This is a genomic window from Nocardioides pollutisoli (genome assembly GCF_040045055.1).
Classification (GTDB): domain Bacteria; phylum Actinomycetota; class Actinomycetes; order Propionibacteriales; family Nocardioidaceae; genus Nocardioides; species Nocardioides tweenelious.
Genome location: NZ_JBDZDU010000001.1, coordinates 1,044,686 through 1,060,232, shown reverse-complemented (window position 1 = coordinate 1,060,232; position 15,547 = coordinate 1,044,686). Strand labels below are relative to the sequence as shown.

General features: G+C 68.5%; 19 protein-coding genes and 2 tRNA genes. 18 read left to right on the top strand and 3 right to left on the bottom strand.

Features of this window, described 5'->3' with window-relative positions; translation table 11 throughout:
- The first annotated feature begins 27 nt into the window (after window positions 1-27).
- From ABLE68_RS05155 to ABLE68_RS05135, 5 genes are all read left to right on the top strand, one after another.
- Window positions 28-101: transfer RNA gene (locus ABLE68_RS05155), tRNA-Met, on the top strand.
- Between the two features lie 43 nt (window positions 102-144).
- Window positions 145-315, top strand: a complete 171-nt coding sequence (gene rpmG, locus ABLE68_RS05150) for a 50S ribosomal protein L33 (RefSeq protein WP_192680422.1) — start codon at window positions 145-147, stop codon at window positions 313-315.
- A 79-nt stretch (window positions 316-394) separates the two neighbouring features.
- Entirely contained in the window at window positions 395-793 is a 399-nt protein-coding gene (locus ABLE68_RS05145; protein ID WP_348870208.1) for an FAS1-like dehydratase domain-containing protein, read from the top strand.
- The gene (locus ABLE68_RS05140) at window positions 790-1,167 is read left to right on the top strand and encodes a MaoC/PaaZ C-terminal domain-containing protein (RefSeq protein WP_348870207.1); all 378 of its coding nucleotides are present in this window, start codon (window positions 790-792) and stop codon (window positions 1,165-1,167) included. Before ABLE68_RS05145 ends, ABLE68_RS05140 begins: the two co-directional genes overlap by 4 nt.
- Complete coding sequence (locus tag ABLE68_RS05135; RefSeq protein WP_348870206.1) at window positions 1,160-2,182, top strand: UDP-N-acetylmuramate dehydrogenase; 1,023 nt, start codon at window positions 1,160-1,162, stop codon at window positions 2,180-2,182. The genes ABLE68_RS05140 and ABLE68_RS05135 overlap by 8 nt, the downstream gene beginning before the upstream one ends.
- Here the strand turns inward: ABLE68_RS05135 and ABLE68_RS05130 are convergent.
- The 3 genes from ABLE68_RS05130 to ABLE68_RS05120 are packed head-to-tail and all read right to left on the bottom strand — an operon-like array spanning window position 2,179 to window position 5,002.
- On the bottom strand, window positions 2,179-2,703 hold the full coding sequence (locus tag ABLE68_RS05130) for a DUF4190 domain-containing protein (RefSeq protein ID WP_348870205.1): 525 nt from the start codon (window positions 2,701-2,703) through the stop codon (window positions 2,179-2,181). The two genes, ABLE68_RS05135 and ABLE68_RS05130, sit on opposite strands and share 4 nt — an antisense overlap.
- Window positions 2,704-2,710: 7 nt before the next feature.
- A complete protein-coding gene (locus ABLE68_RS05125; RefSeq protein WP_348870204.1) occupies window positions 2,711-3,718 on the bottom strand; it encodes an adenosine deaminase in 1,008 nt (335 codons plus the stop codon).
- Window positions 3,719-3,721: 3 nt separating this feature from the next.
- Window positions 3,722-5,002 carry an aspartate aminotransferase type Ic gene (locus tag ABLE68_RS05120; RefSeq protein WP_348870202.1) on the bottom strand — a complete coding sequence of 427 codons (1,281 nt, stop codon included), beginning with the start codon at window positions 5,000-5,002 and terminating at the stop codon, window positions 3,722-3,724.
- Between the two features lie 135 nt (window positions 5,003-5,137).
- On the opposite strand from ABLE68_RS05120, the gene ABLE68_RS05115 reads away from it, so the two are divergent.
- The 13 genes from ABLE68_RS05115 (at window position 5,138) to ABLE68_RS05055 (ending at window position 15,546) form a co-directional block, all read left to right on the top strand.
- A tRNA-Trp gene (locus ABLE68_RS05115) sits at window positions 5,138-5,210 on the top strand.
- 30 nt (window positions 5,211-5,240) lie between these two features.
- Entirely contained in the window at window positions 5,241-5,486 is a 246-nt protein-coding gene (gene secE / locus ABLE68_RS05110; protein ID WP_425475610.1) for a preprotein translocase subunit SecE, read from the top strand.
- Window positions 5,487-5,539: 53 nt separating this feature from the next.
- Window positions 5,540-6,424 (top strand): transcription termination/antitermination protein NusG, encoded by an 885-nt coding sequence (gene nusG / locus ABLE68_RS05105; protein ID WP_425475609.1) that lies wholly within the window; start codon window positions 5,540-5,542, stop codon window positions 6,422-6,424.
- Between the two features lie 255 nt (window positions 6,425-6,679).
- Window positions 6,680-7,108, top strand: a complete 429-nt coding sequence (gene rplK / locus ABLE68_RS05100; RefSeq protein WP_348870199.1) for a 50S ribosomal protein L11 — start codon at window positions 6,680-6,682, stop codon at window positions 7,106-7,108.
- Between the two features lie 72 nt (window positions 7,109-7,180).
- Window positions 7,181-7,903 (top strand): 50S ribosomal protein L1, encoded by a 723-nt coding sequence (rplA, locus tag ABLE68_RS05095; protein WP_348870198.1) that lies wholly within the window; start codon window positions 7,181-7,183, stop codon window positions 7,901-7,903.
- Between the two features lie 263 nt (window positions 7,904-8,166).
- Window positions 8,167-8,877, top strand: a complete 711-nt coding sequence (gene rplJ / locus ABLE68_RS05090) for a 50S ribosomal protein L10 (RefSeq protein WP_348870197.1) — start codon at window positions 8,167-8,169, stop codon at window positions 8,875-8,877.
- An 88-nt stretch (window positions 8,878-8,965) separates the two neighbouring features.
- Window positions 8,966-9,358: a 50S ribosomal protein L7/L12 gene (gene rplL, locus ABLE68_RS05085; protein WP_348870196.1), complete on the top strand. Its 393-nt coding sequence runs from the start codon at window positions 8,966-8,968 to the stop codon at window positions 9,356-9,358.
- Window positions 9,359-9,655: 297 nt separating this feature from the next.
- Window positions 9,656-10,609 carry an ABC transporter ATP-binding protein gene (locus tag ABLE68_RS05080; RefSeq protein ID WP_348870195.1) on the top strand — a complete coding sequence of 318 codons (954 nt, stop codon included), beginning with the start codon at window positions 9,656-9,658 and terminating at the stop codon, window positions 10,607-10,609.
- 15 nt (window positions 10,610-10,624) lie between these two features.
- Window positions 10,625-11,410 carry an MlaE family ABC transporter permease gene (locus ABLE68_RS05075; RefSeq protein WP_348870194.1) on the top strand — a complete coding sequence of 262 codons (786 nt, stop codon included), beginning with the start codon at window positions 10,625-10,627 and terminating at the stop codon, window positions 11,408-11,410.
- Window positions 11,411-11,417: 7 nt separating this feature from the next.
- Window positions 11,418-12,245, top strand: a complete 828-nt coding sequence (locus ABLE68_RS05070) for an MlaE family ABC transporter permease (protein WP_348870193.1) — start codon at window positions 11,418-11,420, stop codon at window positions 12,243-12,245.
- 3 nt (window positions 12,246-12,248) lie between these two features.
- On the top strand, window positions 12,249-13,538 hold the full coding sequence (locus ABLE68_RS05065; protein ID WP_348870192.1) for an MCE family protein: 1,290 nt from the start codon (window positions 12,249-12,251) through the stop codon (window positions 13,536-13,538).
- Window positions 13,535-14,581, top strand: coding sequence for an MCE family protein (locus ABLE68_RS05060; protein WP_348870190.1), 1,047 nt, complete (start codon window positions 13,535-13,537; stop codon window positions 14,579-14,581). Before ABLE68_RS05065 ends, ABLE68_RS05060 begins: the two co-directional genes overlap by 4 nt.
- Window positions 14,578-15,546 carry an MCE family protein gene (locus tag ABLE68_RS05055; RefSeq protein WP_348870189.1) on the top strand — a complete coding sequence of 323 codons (969 nt, stop codon included), beginning with the start codon at window positions 14,578-14,580 and terminating at the stop codon, window positions 15,544-15,546. The genes ABLE68_RS05060 and ABLE68_RS05055 overlap by 4 nt, the downstream gene beginning before the upstream one ends.
- Window position 15,547 lies beyond the last annotated feature (1 nt).

The following is a 15,547-nucleotide window of genomic DNA, read 5'->3' as shown; positions in this document are numbered from 1 at the left end:
CCCTGGAATCGCACAGTCGTGGCCCGTGGCGGGGTAGCTCAGGTGGTTAGAGCACACGGCTCATAATCGTGGTGTCGCGGGTTCGAGTCCCGCCCCCGCTACTCACAACGACCAGCGACACCCGTACCGACTAAAGGACTTCCCGTGGCAAGCAAGAGCTCCGACGTTCGCCCCAAGATCACGCTCGCGTGCACTGAGTGCAAGGAGCGCAACTACATCACCAAGAAGAACCGGCGCAACGACCCCGACCGGCTCGAGATGAAGAAGTTCTGCCCGCGCGACCGCAAGCACACCGTGCACCGCGAGACGCGCTGAGCGCTGAGCACGGCTGCCACACCGTCTTCTCGTTGACCCGCCCGAAACTTTCGGGCGGGTCAACGTCTATTTTGGCTCCATGCCAGTCGACTCGACCCTGATCGGGCGCGCGTTCCCGCCGACCGAGCCCTACGAGGTGTCGGTCGACAAGGTGCGTGCCTTCGTCTCCGCCACGGGAGGGGAGTACGCCGGGGGGCCGGCTCCCGCGACCTTCCCGATCGTGCTCGCCTTCGAGGCGATGAACGCGTTCCTGGCGGCCGAGTCGATCGACCTGTTCCGGATCATCCACGGCGACCAGAAGTTCGCCTACGAGCGGCCGGTGGTGCCGGGCGACGTCCTCACCGCCACCCTCACCGTCGCGAGCCTGCGCCAGATCGCCGGCAACGACATCATCGGCACCACCAGCGAGATCACCGACGCGTCCGGCGCGCTGGTCTGCTCGACCAGCGCCACCCTCGTCCACCGGGGCGAGGCATGACGCTCGAGAGCCGCACCTTCACGATCACCCGCGCCGACCTGGTCGCGTACGCCGAGGCCGCGGGTGACCCGAACCCGATCCACCAGGACGAGGCGGTCGCGCTGGGCGTCGGGCTGCCGGGCGTGATCGCCCACGGCATGCTCACGATGGCCCTGGCGGCGCGCGCGGTCGAGGGCTGGTTCCCGGGGGCCGAGGTGGTCAGCTTCGGCTGCAAGTTCACCAACCCGGTCGTCGTCCCCGCCGAGGGCGGCGTCGACGTCGAGGTCGCCGGCGAGGTCAGGGACACCGTCGACGGCCTCACGACGGTCGCGCTGACCGTCACGTGCGACGGCCAGAAGGTGCTCGGCATGCCCAAGGCCGTGCTCCGTGCCTGAGGTGCTGGCCGACCACACGACGCTCCGGCTCGGCGGTCCCGCCGACCGCTGGGTGCGCGCGACCACCGAGGCCGAGCTGATCGATGCCGTGACCGCGACGGACGCCGCCGGCGAGCCCCTCCTCGTGCTCGGCGGCGGCAGCAACCTGGTGGTCGCCGACGCCGGCTTCCCCGGCACCGTGGTCGAGGTCGCGACCACCGGTGTCGTCAGCGACGTCGAGGACGACGACCCGACCTGCGGCGGCGCGATGGTCACGGTCGCCGCCGGCGAGAGCTGGGACGACCTCGTCGCCACCGCGGTCGAGCGCGGCTGGGTGGGTGTCGAGGCGCTCTCCGGCATCCCCGGCTCGGTGGGTGCCACCCCGATCCAGAACGTCGGCGCCTACGGCCAGGAGGTCAGCCAGACCATCGCCAGCGTGCGGGTCTGGGACCGGCGGCTGCGCGGTGTCCGCACCTTCGCCAACGCCGACTGCGGCTTCGGCTACCGCACGTCGCGCTTCAAGGCCGACCCGCTGCGCCACGTGGTGCTGTCGGTGACCTTCCAGTTCCGCCAGGGCGACCTCGGCGCCCCGGTGGAGTACGCCGAGCTGGCACGCACCCTGGGCGTCGAGCCCGGCCAGCGCGCCCCCCTGGTCGACGTACGCCGTGCCGTGCTCGACCTGCGCCGCGGCAAGGGCATGGTCCTCGACCCCGACGACCACGACACGTGGAGCGCCGGGTCCTTCTTCACCAACCCGATCGTGGACGCCGCTCCCGAGGGCGCGCCGTCCTGGCCGCAGCCCGACGGCCGGGTCAAGACCAGCGCCGCGTGGCTCATCGAGCACGCGGGCTTCGCCAAGGGCCACGGCAACGAGCGCGTGGCACTCTCCGGCAAGCACACCCTTGCGCTGACCAACCGGGGCGGCGCGACGACCGCCGACCTGCTCCGGCTCGCCCTCGAGGTGCGCGACGGCGTCGAGCTCGCCTACGGCATCCGGCTCGTCAACGAGCCGGTGCTGATGGGCTGCTCCCTCTAGGAGTTCGTCTCGCTCGTGAACGTCGGGTCGCTGGCGATCGCGATCACGATGATCGCCACCACCGCGAGGATGCCCAGGATCAGGAAGACGGTGCCGATGATGCCGGTGATCCGGCCGGCGTTCGCGAGGTCGCGCCCGCTGTAGGTGCCGGGCGGCGCCTGGTCGATCTCCTTCACCGCGCGTCCGCCGATGCCCCACGCGAACGGCGACAGGATCAGCGTGATGCCGCCACACGTGGCGATGCCCGCCAGGCCGATGATCCCGAGCACCAGCGCGGTCGTCGCCGACGGATGCTTCGGCGCCACCGGGTGGAAGCCGTAGGGCTGCTGGTACTGCTGCTGCGGATAGCCCTGCGCGGCGTACGGCTGCTGGTAGGGCTGCTGGTAGGGCTGGCCGTACGGCGGCTGCTGGGGCTGGCCGTAGGGGTTCTGCTGGTACGGCGGCTGCGCCGGTTGCTGCGGCGGCGCGCCGTACGGGTTCTGCTGCTCGGGTCCGGGGGCGGCGGGATCGTTCGAGCTCATGGAGCGATCATGTCAGCCAGCGGTCGATGTCACCGAGGATCTCGGTCTTGGTCGAGTCCGGCGCCCGCGAGGCGCGCACCGACATCCGTGCCAGCTCGGCGAGCTGGGCGTCGGTCAGGTCGTGCGCCGCGCGCATCGTGGCGTACTGCCCGGCCAGCTGCGACCCGAAGAGCAGCGGGTCGTCGGCTCCCAGGGCGATCGTGGCGCCGGCGGCCATCAGCGTCGGCAGCGGCACCGACGTGAGGTCGGAGTAGACGCCGAGGGCGACGTTGGAGACGGGGCAGACCTCGAGGGCGACGCCGGCCTCGATGATCCGGTCCAGCAGCACGGGGTCCTCCGCCGCGCGGACGCCGTGGCCGAGCCGGTCGGCGTGCAGCGAGTCGAGGCAGACCTGGATGTGCTCGGGGCCGCGGAGCTCGCCGCCGTGCGGCACCAGCGTGAGGCCGGCCCGCTCGGCGATCTGGAAGGCGCCGGCGAAGTCGTCCGTGCGACCGCGTCGCTCGTCGTTGGACAGCCCGAAGCCGACGACGCCGCGACCGGCGTACTGCCCGGCCAGCCGGGCCAGGGTGCGGGCGTCGAGGGGGTGCCGGGTGCGGTTGGCGGCGATGACCACGGCCATCCCGAGCCCGGTCGTCTCCGACGCGTCCCGGACGGCGTCGAGGACCAGGTCGGTGAAGGCGGTGATCCCGCCGAAGCGCGCGCCGTAGCCGCTCGGGTCGACCTGGATCTCCAGCCACCGACCGCCGTCGCGGACGTCGTCCTCCGCGGCCTCCCGCACCAGGCGGCGTACGTCGTCCTCGGTGCGCAGCACCGACCGCGCGACGTCGTAGAGCCGCTGGAACCGGAACCAGCCCTTCTCGTCGGCCGCCGACAGCGTCGGCGGCCACTCCTCCACGAGCTGGTCGGGCAGCACGATCCCGTCCCGCTGCGCGAGCTCGAGCAGCGTGGCGTGCCGCATCGACCCCGTGAAGTGGAGGTGCAGGTGGGCCTTCGGCAGCTCGAGGAGCTCACGCATGGGTCACGCGAGCAGCTTCTCCGCGGCCGCGAGCTGGACGCACGTGGCCACTGCCTCCATGGCACCGGTCACCTCGCCGAGCACGGGGAAGGACGGCGCGAGCCGGATGTTCTTGTCGTCCGGGTCGTTGCGGTAGGGGTACGCCGAGCCTCCGGGCGTCAGCGCGACGCCGGCCGCCTTGGCCAGCTCGATGACCCGGCTGGCGGTCCCGGGCAGCACGTCGAGGCTGACGAAGTAGCCACCGCGCGGGTGGGTCCAGGTCGCGATCCCGAGGCCGCCGAGCCGCTCGGTGAGGATGCGCTCCACCTCGTCGAACTTCGGGGCGAGCAGCTCGCGGTGCTTGGCCATGTGGTCGCGCACACCCTGCGGGGTCCCGAAGAACTCGAGGTGGCGCAGGTGGTTGACCTTGTCGGGACCGATCGAGCCGAGCCCGAGGTTGTCGTGGAACCAGGCCACCGTCTCCTTCGAGCCGCCCACGAACGCGACGCCAGCTCCGGCGTACGTGATCTTGGAGGTCGACGCGAAGATGACCGGCCGGTGCGGGTGACCGGAGACCGCGGCCAGCGACAGGATGTCGGCGGTCTTGGTCTCCTCCCGAGTCAGGTGGTGCAGCGCGTAGGCGTTGTCCCAGAAGATCTTGAAGTCGGGGGCCGCGGTCGGCATCGACGCCAGGCGCTCGGCCACCTCCTGGGTGGTGACCTGGCCGGTCGGGTTGGCGTAGGTCGGGACCAACCACATCCCCTTGAAGGACGGGTCGTCGGCGACGAGCGCGATGACCGCGTCGACGTCCGGGCCGTCGTCGGTCATCGGCACGGGCACCATCTCGATGCCGAACCACTCCAAGAGCGCGAAGTGCCGGTCGTAGCCGGGCACCGGGCAGACGAAGCGGACCTTCTCCTCCTGGCCCCACGGGCGCTCGGAGTCGACACCGCCCTTGAGCCACAGGTAGGACAGCACGTCCTTCATCAGGGTCAGGCTCGAGGTGCCCTGGGCCGACAGCTGGCCGACCTCGACGCCGAGCAGCTCCGCGAACATCTCCCGCAGGGCCGTGACGCCGGCCAGACCGCCGTAGTTGCGGGTGTCGACGCCGTCGGGCGTGGTGGTCGTCGTGGGGAGCTTCAGCAGCCCGTCGGCGAGGTCGAGCTGCTCGGCCGACGGCTTGCCACGGGTCAGGTCGAGCTTGAGACCGGAGGCCACAAGGGCGTCGTACGCCGTCTGCTGGGCGGCCCGGAAGGTCTCCAGGTCGGCGCGGGACAGGTCGGACAGAGGCAGGTGCTGGCTCACGGCTCCATCGTGTCAGACCTGATTGGTGCTGCGCGCAGTGGCACCGTAGACTCCCGTTTGGTGGATTCCCACAGGCTCAGCCATGCCCTCGAGGCGGTCGGGTCGGTGTGAGTCCCGCCTCGCAGAAGTCTGCGAAGGGCACTAGCTCAACTGGCAGAGCATCGGTCTCCAAAACCGAAGGTTGGGGGTTCAAGTCCCTCGTGCCCTGCAAGGACGAACCAGGTCGAACGAAGGAAAGGTGAAGGACGTGCCGGACAGCAAGGCAGTCCAGGGATCGCGCGGAGGGTCTGCTCACAAGCGGACCAGCATCCCCACGTTCTACCGCCAGGTCGTGGCTGAGCTCCGCAAGGTGGTCTACCCGACCCAGGAGCAGCTCGTCACCTACTTCATCGTGGTGATGGTCTTCGTGGTCTTCATGATGACGCTGGTCTCGCTCCTCGACCTGGGCTTCGGCAAGCTCGTCTTCGCGATCTTCGCCGGTTAGTCCACCCGTGATCCGGCCCTCCGGTCGGATGACCAGAGCAGCACCCGAATGTGATGGAGCAGTACGTGTCTGAGCAGGAGCAGGACTCGGTGACCGAGGTCGACGCGACCCTCGAGGACCAGTACGGCGAGCCCAACGACGGTCCCGAGGTCGAGGACGACCCGCGCCTCGACGCCGAGGGCACCGACGAGGCCAGCGACGAGGACCTGGGTCTCGACGACCACGTGGCAGCCGACGGCGCGACCAGCGCCGACCTGTCCGAGGCCGAGGGCGACGAGGGTCCCTCCGGCGACGCGGACGAGCTCGACGAGAACGACCCGCTCGAGGTCTTCCGCCGTGAGCTGTGGGCGAAGCCCGGCGACTGGTTCGTCGTGCACACCTACTCCGGCATGGAGAACCGGGTGAAGTCCAACCTGGAGAACCGCATCATCTCCCTCAACATGGAGGACTACATCCACGAGATCGTGGTCCCCACCGAGGAGGTCGCGGAGATCAAGAACGGCCAGCGCAAGATGGTCCGCCGGACCGTCCTGCCCGGCTACGTGCTGGTCCGGATGGACCTCACCGACGAGTCCTGGTCGGCCGTGCGCCACACCCCGTCCGTCACCGGCTTCGTCGGTCACAGCCACCAGCCGGTGCCGCTGTCGATGTCCGAGGTCGAGAGCATGCTCGCTCCCGCCGTCGTGGCCCGCGCCGAGGCCGAGGCCATCGCCTCCGGCTCCCCGGCCGCCGCGTCGAGCGCCGCCGCGAAGAAGCCGGTCGAGGTGGCCGACTTCGACGTCTCCGACTCCGTCATGGTCGTCGACGGCCCGTTCGCCACGCTCCACGCCACGATCACCGAGATCAACGCCGAGTCCCAGCGGGTCAAGGCGCTCGTCGAGATCTTCGGCCGCGAGACCCCGGTCGAGCTCAGCTTCAGCCAGATTCAGAAGGTTTGAGCCCCTGCCCAGAGCTTGCTCTGGGCAGGATCCGGCTCAAAGGTTGAGGGCGTCGACGCAGACCCGAGCGAAGCGAGGGACTGCGTGACGTGTCTCGAAACCCGGTGAGCCGAGAAGCAGCGGTGTGACCGCGATTCGCCCTCTCGGCGAATCCGCAGCACAATAGTTCGGTTGCCCGAGGGCAACACGCATAGGTGGCAGAGGAGTACGACGTACTCCTCGTCATGACCACGAGACAGAAAGAGAACCAAGCACATGCCTCCCAAGAAGAAGATCGCCGCACTGGTCAAGGTGCAGCTCCAGGCTGGTGCCGCGACGCCGGCTCCGCCGGTCGGTACCGCTCTCGGTCCGCACGGCGTGAACATCATGGAGTTCTGCAAGGCGTACAACGCCCAGACCGAGTCCATGCGCGGCAACGTCATCCCGGTCGAGATCACGATCTACGAGGACCGCTCGTTCTCGTTCATCACCAAGACGCCGCCGGCCGCTGAGCTCATCAAGAAGGCCGCCGGACTGAAGTCCGGCTCGGGCACCCCGCACTCGGTCAAGGTCGGCAAGCTGACCAAGGACCAGGTCCGCGAGATCGCCACGACGAAGCTCCCCGACCTCAACGCGAACGACATCGACGCCGCGATGAAGATCGTCGAGGGCACCGCCCGTTCCATGGGCGTCACCACCGACTGATCCAGCCAACACCCCGTGGCAGGGCCGCGCTGGCCCACTGAAGACCACATCTTTCGTAGAAACGAGAACACCATGCAGCGCAGCAAGACCTACCGCGCGGCGGCAGACACGTTCGACAAGGACGAGCTCTACGCCCCGCTGGCCGCGATCAAGATCGCGAAGACCGCCAGCAAGAAGAAGTTCGACGAGACCGTGGACGTCGTCATGCGTCTCGGCGTCGACCCCCGCAAGGCGGACCAGATGGTGCGCGGCACCGTCAACCTGCCCCACGGCACGGGCAAGACCGCCCGCGTCCTCGTGTTCGCCGTCGGTGACAAGGCGCAGGCCGCCCTGGACGCCGGTGCCGACGAGGTCGGTGGCGACGAGCTCGTCGACAAGGTGGCCGGTGGCTACCTCGACTTCGACGCCGTCGTCGCGACGCCGGACCTGATGGGCAAGGTCGGTCGTCTCGGCCGCGTGCTCGGTCCCCGTGGCCTGATGCCGAACCCGAAGACCGGCACCGTCACCCCGGACCCGGCCAAGGCCGTGACCGACATCAAGGGCGGCAAGATCGAGTTCCGCGTGGACCGTCACGCCAACCTGCACTTCATCATCGGCAAGGCGTCGTTCTCCGAGACGCAGCTCGCGGAGAACTACGCCTCGGCGCTCGAGGAGGTGCTGCGGCTCAAGCCCGCCAGCTCCAAGGGCCGCTACATCAAGAAGGTCACCGTCTCGACGACCATGGGCCCCGGTGTCCAGGTCGACCCCAACCGCACCAAGAACGTCGCGGCTGAGGACGAGGCCGCTCAGGCCTGATCCACCCCGCTCTGCACGTCGACCCGCCCGAAGCTTTCGGGCGGGTCGTCGTCAATTTGGACCGGGTGTGCAACGCCGCGTACTGTTCCTCCTGAAACCAAAGACCGCCGGTTGTCGTCCTGCGCACGCAGGAGGATCGAAGGCCCGTAGCAATGCGGACGACCTGCGCAGGTGTCAGAGCAAGCATTCAACGCCCTGAGCCTGTGCTCGGGGCGTTCGTCTTTCCCCGGGACTCCGCGGTGGTCACCACCGGAAGGAGACCCATGGCGCGGGCAGACAAGCAGGCAGCCGTCGCGGAGATCGTTGAGTCGTTCAACGACTCCGCTGGCGCCGTGCTGACCGAGTACCGCGGGCTCACCGTGAAGCAGCTGCAGGACTTGCGGCGCTCCCTCGGCGAGAACGCGGACTACGCCGTGGTCAAGAACACGCTGGCCAAGATCGCCGCCAATGAGGTGGGCATCTCCGGCTTCGACGACCTGCTGACCGGTCCGACCGCTATCGCCTTCATCAATGGCGACGTGGTCGAGGCGGCCAAGGGTCTGCGTGATTTTGCCAAGGCGAACCCCACCCTTGTGATCAAGGGTGGCGTCCTGGACGGCAAGATCCTCGACGCGAAGGAGGTCGCCAAGCTGGCCGACCTCGAGTCGCGCGAGGTGCTCATGGGCAAGCTGGCCGGCGCGATGCTCGCGTCGCTCAGCCAGGCCGTCTACCTGCTCAACGCCCCCCTCGCCCAGGCCGCCCGTCTCGCGGGTGCGCTCCAGGCGAAGGCCGAGCAGGACCCCTCGATCCTCGCAGGTGGTGCCGGTACGCCGGTCGCCGCCGAGGAGGCTCCGGCCGAGGAGGCTGCCCCGGAGGCAGCCGCCGAGACCGAGGCCCCCGCTGACGAGGCTCCCGCGGCCGAGGAGGCCTCCGCTGAGGAGACCCCCGCTGCCGAGGCCGAGACCTCCGATGAGGGCGAAGCCACCGAGGCCTGAGCTCACGCTCGGACCGACGTACCCAACCACCTGAAACCCGGCCCGGACGCGACTGCGTCGGGGCCACCGAACGGAAGGAACCGCCATCATGGCGAAGCTCACCACCGACGAGCTGCTCGACGCGTTCAAGGAGATGACCCTCATTGAGCTGAGCGAGTTCGTGAAGCAGTTCGAGGAGACCTTCGGCGTCACCGCCGCGGCCCCCGTCGCCGTTGCTGCCGCCCCCGCCGCTGGCGGCGGCGCCGCTGCTGGCGACGACGCTGCCGACCAGGACGAGTTCGACGTCATCCTGGAGTCGGCCGGCGACAAGAAGATCAACGTCATCAAGGAGGTGCGCGCGCTCACGTCCCTCGGCCTGAAGGAGGCCAAGGACCTGGTCGAGTCCGCCCCCAAGGCGATCCTCGAGAAGGTTGCCAAGGACGCTGCCGACAAGGCCAAGGAGGCCCTGGAGGGCGCCGGCGCCACCGTCACCGTCAAGTGACGTTCTGACACCACGCAGTTCCTCACGAGGGGCGACCACCCGGACGGGTGGTCGCCCCTCGTGGCATTTCCGATCCGTGTCCGGAGTGTTCCGGGCCCGGGCTCAGGTCACAGTTCGGCTCATCGGTCCAGACGTGTCCGTCCGGAGGTGTAGCGCCGCAGTGACGGGGAAGGAAACCCGCGCGTAACTTCGGCCGCCGCCCAGCGTTGGTACCGGCAGTGGGAGACGGGGGAGTGTGTTCGGGCGCGCCCGACCGGCAACGGGTGCGTGCAACGACGAGGAGGGACGGGAGCGCTCATGGGTGTGGAGATCAAGGTCGACAACCTCAGCAAGTCGTTCGGCAAGCAGCTCATCTGGGGCGGCGTCTCGCTGTCGATCCCCGCGGGCGAGGTGTCGGTCATGCTCGGCCCCTCCGGCACTGGCAAGTCGGTCTTCCTCAAGGCGCTGATCGGCCTCCTCAAGCCTGACGAGGGCTCGATCCTCATCGAGGGCACCGACATCGCGAGCTGCTCCGAGAAGGACCTCTACGAGATCCGCAAGCTCTTCGGCGTCCTCTTCCAGGACGGCGCCATGTTCGGCTCGATGACGCTCTACGACAACGTGGCCTTCCCGCTGCGCGAGCACACCAAGAAGTCCGAGTCCGACATCCGCGACGTCGTGATGGAGAAGATGGACCTGGTCGGTCTCCTCGGCGCGGAGGACAAGCTCCCCGGTGAGATCTCCGGCGGTATGCGCAAGCGCGCCGGCCTGGCTCGGGCCCTGGTCCTCGACCCCGAGATCCTGCTCATCGACGAGCCCGACTCGGGCCTCGACCCCGTCCGCACGTCGTTCATCAACCAGCTCTTCATCGATCTCAACGCCCAGATCGACGCGACCTTCCTGATCGTCACCCACGACATCAACACGGCTCGCACCGTGCCCGACAACATCGGCCTGCTCTACCACAAGCACCTGGCGATGTTCGGGCCGCGCGAGATGCTGCTCAGCTCCGAGGAGCCGGTCGTCCGGCAGTTCCTCAACGCCCAGACGGTCGGCCCGATCGGCATGTCCGAGGAGAAGGACGCCGACGAGCTCGAGGCGGAGAAGGGCATCGACATGCCGCCGCTGCCGCCGATCCCGCTGCAGCTCGAGCCCTCCAACGGCATCCCGCGTCGCAGCCAGCGCGAGCCGGGCGCGTGGTGCCGCGACAACAGCGTCACCCCGCCTCCCGGTTCCTTCGAGGCGAACATGTCCATGGTCACCGGCAGCTGATCGGACTCTGACCACATGTCATCCCTGACCGCGAGCCGTGTCCTCGCGCCCGTCGGCACCGCAGGCAAGCTCTTCGCCTTCGGTCTCGACGTCGGTCGTGGACTGTTCCGGCGGCCGTTCCAGATGCGGGAGTTCATCCAGCAGGCCTGGTTCATCGCGTCCGTGACCATCATTCCGACCGCACTCGTCGCGATCCCCTTCGGCGCGGTCATCGCGCTCCAGGTCGGTGGGCTGGTCAAGCAGTTCGGCGCCCAGTCCTTCACCGGCTCGGCCGCGGTGCTCGCCGTGGTCCGCGAGGCGGGACCGATCGCCACCTCGCTGCTGATCGCCGGCGCCGGCGGATCAGCGATCGCCGCCGACCTCGGCGCTCGCAAGATCCGCGAGGAGCTCGACGCGATGATGGTGCTCGGGATCGACCCGATCCAGCGCCTCGTGGTCCCCCGCGTGCTGGCCTGCATGCTCGTCGCGGTCTTCCTCAACGGCCTGGTGAGCGTCGTCGGCGTCGCCGGGGGCTACATCTTCAACGTGGTGCTCCAAGACGGCACCCCAGGTGCCTACATAGCAAGCTTCACCGCGCTCGCTCAGCTACCGGACCTCTGGCAAGGCATGGCCAAGGCGCTGGTCTTCGGCCTCATCGCCGCAGTCGTCGCCTGCTACAAGGGCATGAACGCCGCCGGTGGGCCCAAGGGCGTGGGCGACGCCGTCAACGAGTCCGTCGTCATCACCTTCATGCTCCTGTTCGTCGTCAACTTCGTGATGAGCGCGATCTACATCCAGCTCGTGCCACCGAAGACGGGTTAGCGACGCCATGGCCAACATCCGCGCTGTCTACGACCGGCCCGCCCGGTTCATCGACGACCTCGGCGCCGAGCTCGCGTTCTTCATCCGGGCGCTCGCCTGGACCCCGCGCACGATCCGTCGCTACAAGAAGGAGATCCTCCGGATCCTCGCCGAGGTCACCCTCGGCTCCGGAGCGCTCGCCGTCATCGGTGGCACCGTCGGCGTCATCACGGCGATGTGCTTCTTCACCGGCACCGAGGTCGGCCTGCAGGGCTACGCCGCGCTCAACCAGCTCGGCACCGCCGCGTTCTCCGGCTTCGTCTCGGCCTACTTCAACACCCGCGAGATCGCCCCGCTGGTCGCGGCGATCGCGCTGGCGGCGACGGTCGGCTGCGGGTTCACCGCCCAGCTGGGCGCGATGCGGATCTCCGAGGAGATCGACGCGCTCGAGGTGATGGCGATCCCGTCGCTCCCGTTCCTGGTGACCACCCGGATCATCGGCGGACTCATCGCGATCATCCCGCTGTACGTCGTGGGGCTGCTCTCGTCCTACTTCGCGACCCGGCTCACCGTGACCCAGTTCTTCGGCCAGAGCACCGGCACCTACGACCACTACTTCAACCAGTTCCTGCCGCCCGGTGACGTGCTGTGGTCCTTCGGCAAGGTGCTGGTCTTCGCCGTCGTCGTGATCCTGATCCACTGCTACCACGGCTACAACGCCTCCGGCGGTCCCGCCGGGGTCGGTGTCGCGGTCGGCCGCGCGATCCGCACGAGCATCGTCGCCATCAACGTCATCGACCTGTTCCTGTCGATGGCGATCTGGGGCACGAGCACGACCGTCCGGCTGGCGGGTTAGGCCATGCGGGTGTTGGCGTGGCACAAGGTCCTCGGGGTGGTGTTCCTCTGCCTCGTCCTCGCGGGCGTCTACCTCACGTACGCGATCTTCTCGAAGAAGTTCGTCGACTACGACGAGGTCAAGCTCGAGACCTCGACGATCGGGCTGCAGCTGCCGACCCGCGCCGACGTGAAGATCCGAGGCGTGATCGTCGGCGAGGTGCTGGACTTCAAGGCGACGTCCGACGGCGCCGAGGTCACTCTCGGCATCTACCCGAGCCAGATCGACACGATCCCTGCCGACGTCACCGGCTCGATCGTCCCCAAGACCCTCTTCGGCGAGAAGTATGTCGCCCTCGTCGTGCCTGACGACGCCGACGTCTCCGGGGGAGACCACATCGAGGCGGGTGCGACGATCCCCAGGACCGAGGTCTCGATCGAGGTCGAGAAGGTGCTGTCCGACCTCTACCCGCTGCTGCGGACCGTCCAGCCCGCGGAGATCAACCAGACCCTCAACGCGCTGTCGACCGCGCTCGAGGGTCGCGGCGACCAGATCGGCGAGAACATCGAGACCGTCGACAGCTACCTCAAGCGGATCAACCCCCAGATCCCGCAGCTGATCGACGACCTGAGGCTCACCGCGAAGGTCTCCGACAACTACGCCGACGTGATGCCCCAGATCGCCGACATCATCGACAACACGGTGACGACCACCGGCACGCTCGAGGACCGCGAGGCCAAGCTGCACGCGCTGTTCCAGGACGTCGCGTCCTTCTCCGACACGGCCAAGTCCTTCCTCGACGAGAACGGCGACAACCTGATCCGACTGGGCGACGTGAGCCAGCAGCAGCTGGCCGTCTTCGCGAAGTACGCCCCGGAGTTCTCCTGCCTGACCCGCGGCATCGTCAACGCCGGCAAGCTCCAGGCCGAGGCGTTCCGCGGCTTCGAGCTCCACATCGTGCTGGAGACGCTGCCGAACCAGCCCCGCGCCTACACGCCCAACGACTCGCCCCACTTCGGCGAGGACCGCGGACCTGCCTGCCTCCACCTGCCCAACCCGCCGTGGAACTCCGACAACCCGGTTCGCCACCAGCCGAACTTCGACGACGGGGTCGACGAGCCGACGGGCAAGGGCACCTCGCGGGTCGCCCCCAACCAGTACTTCCGCGCCGGGCTGGCCGGGAGCCCCGCCGAGACCAAGCTGCTGCGGTCGGTGCTCGGTCCGCTGCTGGGTGTCAGCGATGCCGACGTCCCCGACCTCGGCCTCCTCCTGATGGGCCCGATGGCCCGCGGAGCGGAGGTGTCGCTGCGATGAAGCTCCTCGACAAGCGCACCTCCGTCGACCTGGTCAAGCTGGTCATCTTCATCGTGGTCACCACGCTCGCGACGTCGGTCCTCGTGATCACGATCGGCAACATCTCGTTCTCGCCCAAGACCGTCTACAAGGCCGAGTTCGTCGACGCGACCGGTGTCGTGAAGGGCGACGACGTCCGGATCGCGGGCGTCAAGGTCGGCAGCGTCAAGGACATCCAGGTCGTCGACCGGACCCGCGCCCTGGTGACCTTCAGCGTCGAGGACAGCACCACGCTCAGCAAGGCGACGCACGCGTCGATCCGCTACCGCAACCTGGTCGGGCAGCGCTACATTTCCCTGACCAACGAGATCGGTGACTCCTCCGAGCTCGAGGCAGGTGACACGATCCCGGTCAGCCAGACCTCGCCGGCCCTCGACCTGACGGTCCTGTTCAACGGCTTCAAGCCGCTCTTCCAGGCCCTGTCGCCCGCCGACATCAACAAGCTGTCCTACGAGGTCATCCAGGTGTTCCAGGGAGAGGGCGGCACGCTCGAGGGCCTGCTCGCCCACACCGCCTCGGTGACCCAGACCCTCGCGAGCCGCGACGAGGTGATCGGCGCGCTGATCGACAACCTCAACGAGGTGCTCGACCACATCGGTGACCGCGACGACCAGCTCAGCCAGCTGATCACGACGTTCCGGACCTTCGTGGGCGGCCTGAAGGACGACCGCGAGGCGATCCTCGGCTCCCTCGACAACATCTCGGAGCTCTCCGTGCAGACCGCCGACCTCGTCTCCGGCATCCACGAGCCGTTCGTCAGCGACATCCACCAGCTGCGCCGGCTCGCCGGCAACCTGGACGACGGGAAGGCCGAGATCGACCGTGCGCTGCAGGTGCTCCCCATCAAGCTGAACAAGGTGGGTCGCACCGCGGCCTACGGCTCCTGGTTCAACTTCTACCTCTGCCACTTCCAGGGACGCATCCGCGTCCCGGGCGGCAAGTCCGTGCACGTGGACTACCCCCCGGCCGGTACGACGGTCGGCGACAGGTGTGATCTCGGATGAGCAAACCCTTCCGCGAGCGCAACCCCGTGGTGATCGGGGCGGTGAGCCTCGCCGTCATCGCCCTGCTGATCCTGACCGCGTTCCGTGCGCAGGACCTGCCGCTGATCGGGGGCGGCGACACCTACTACGCCGCGTTCTCCGAGTCGGGCGGGCTCAAGGCCAACGACGAGGTCCGGATCGCCGGTGTGCGCGTCGGCAAGGTCGAGAGCGTCGCCCTCGACGGTGACCACGTCAAGGTCACCTTCAAGGTCAGCACCGACTCCTCGTTCGGCACCGACACCCGCGCCGCGATCAAGGTGAAGACGCTGCTCGGCGCCATGTACCTCTCGCTCGAGCCGGCCGGCGACGGCCAGCTCGCGAAGGGCGCCGAGATCCCGGTCGACCACACCTCCTCGCCGTACGACGTCGTCGACGCGTTCTCCGGCCTGGCGGACACCTCGGAACGGATCGACACCGACCAGCTCGCCAAGTCGCTGACCACGCTGGCCGACCTGACCCGCAACACTCCCGAGGAGTTCCGCAACGCCCTCACCGGCGTCTCGGCGCTCTCCTCGAACATCGCGGCCCGCGACGACCAGATCAACTCGCTGCTCAAGAACCTCGACCGGGTCTCGACCGTCCTCGACGACCGTGACCAGGACATCGTCGGGCTGATGAAGGACTCCGACGTCCTCTTCCGCGCACTGGTCGCCCGTCGCGACGCCGTCCACAACCTGCTGGTCTCCACGAGCCGGCTGTCGAGCGAGCTGACGAGCCTGATCCAGCAGAGTCGCGACGACCTGAAGCCCGCGCTCGACCACCTGGAGAACGTCGTGACCGTCCTCAACAAGAACGAGGACAACCTCGACAACAGCCTGCGGCTGATGGCGCCGTTCTACCGGGTCTTCGCGAGCACGCTCGGCAACGGCCCCTGGTTCGACACCTACATCCAGAACTTCCCCCCGGCTCCTCAGGTGGGTGGCTGAC

Bases quoted from the DNA above. Each gene is read 5' to 3' on its own strand.
- ABLE68_RS05075 (WP_348870194.1), top strand. From the start codon at position 10,625: ATGTCATCCCTGACCGCGAGCCGTGTCCTCGCGCCCGTCGGCACCGCA.
- ABLE68_RS05125 (WP_348870204.1), bottom strand. From the start codon at position 3,718: ATGCGTGAGCTCCTCGAGCTGCCGAAGGCCCACCTGCACCTCCACTTC.
- ABLE68_RS05080 (WP_348870195.1), top strand. From the start codon at position 9,656: ATGGGTGTGGAGATCAAGGTCGACAACCTCAGCAAGTCGTTCGGCAAG.
- ABLE68_RS05070 (WP_348870193.1), top strand. From the start codon at position 11,418: ATGGCCAACATCCGCGCTGTCTACGACCGGCCCGCCCGGTTCATCGAC.
- rplL (WP_348870196.1), top strand. From the start codon at position 8,966: ATGGCGAAGCTCACCACCGACGAGCTGCTCGACGCGTTCAAGGAGATG.
- ABLE68_RS05065 (WP_348870192.1), top strand. From the start codon at position 12,249: ATGCGGGTGTTGGCGTGGCACAAGGTCCTCGGGGTGGTGTTCCTCTGC.
- ABLE68_RS05140 (WP_348870207.1), top strand. From the start codon at position 790: ATGACGCTCGAGAGCCGCACCTTCACGATCACCCGCGCCGACCTGGTC.
- rplK (WP_348870199.1), top strand. From the start codon at position 6,680: ATGCCTCCCAAGAAGAAGATCGCCGCACTGGTCAAGGTGCAGCTCCAG.
- ABLE68_RS05130 (WP_348870205.1), bottom strand. From the start codon at position 2,703: ATGAGCTCGAACGATCCCGCCGCCCCCGGACCCGAGCAGCAGAACCCG.
- ABLE68_RS05060 (WP_348870190.1), top strand. From the start codon at position 13,535: ATGAAGCTCCTCGACAAGCGCACCTCCGTCGACCTGGTCAAGCTGGTC.
- rplA (WP_348870198.1), top strand. From the start codon at position 7,181: ATGCAGCGCAGCAAGACCTACCGCGCGGCGGCAGACACGTTCGACAAG.
- ABLE68_RS05145 (WP_348870208.1), top strand. From the start codon at position 395: ATGCCAGTCGACTCGACCCTGATCGGGCGCGCGTTCCCGCCGACCGAG.
- nusG (WP_425475609.1), top strand. From the start codon at position 5,540: ATGGAGCAGTACGTGTCTGAGCAGGAGCAGGACTCGGTGACCGAGGTC.
- rplJ (WP_348870197.1), top strand. From the start codon at position 8,167: ATGGCGCGGGCAGACAAGCAGGCAGCCGTCGCGGAGATCGTTGAGTCG.
- ABLE68_RS05055 (WP_348870189.1), top strand. From the start codon at position 14,578: ATGAGCAAACCCTTCCGCGAGCGCAACCCCGTGGTGATCGGGGCGGTG.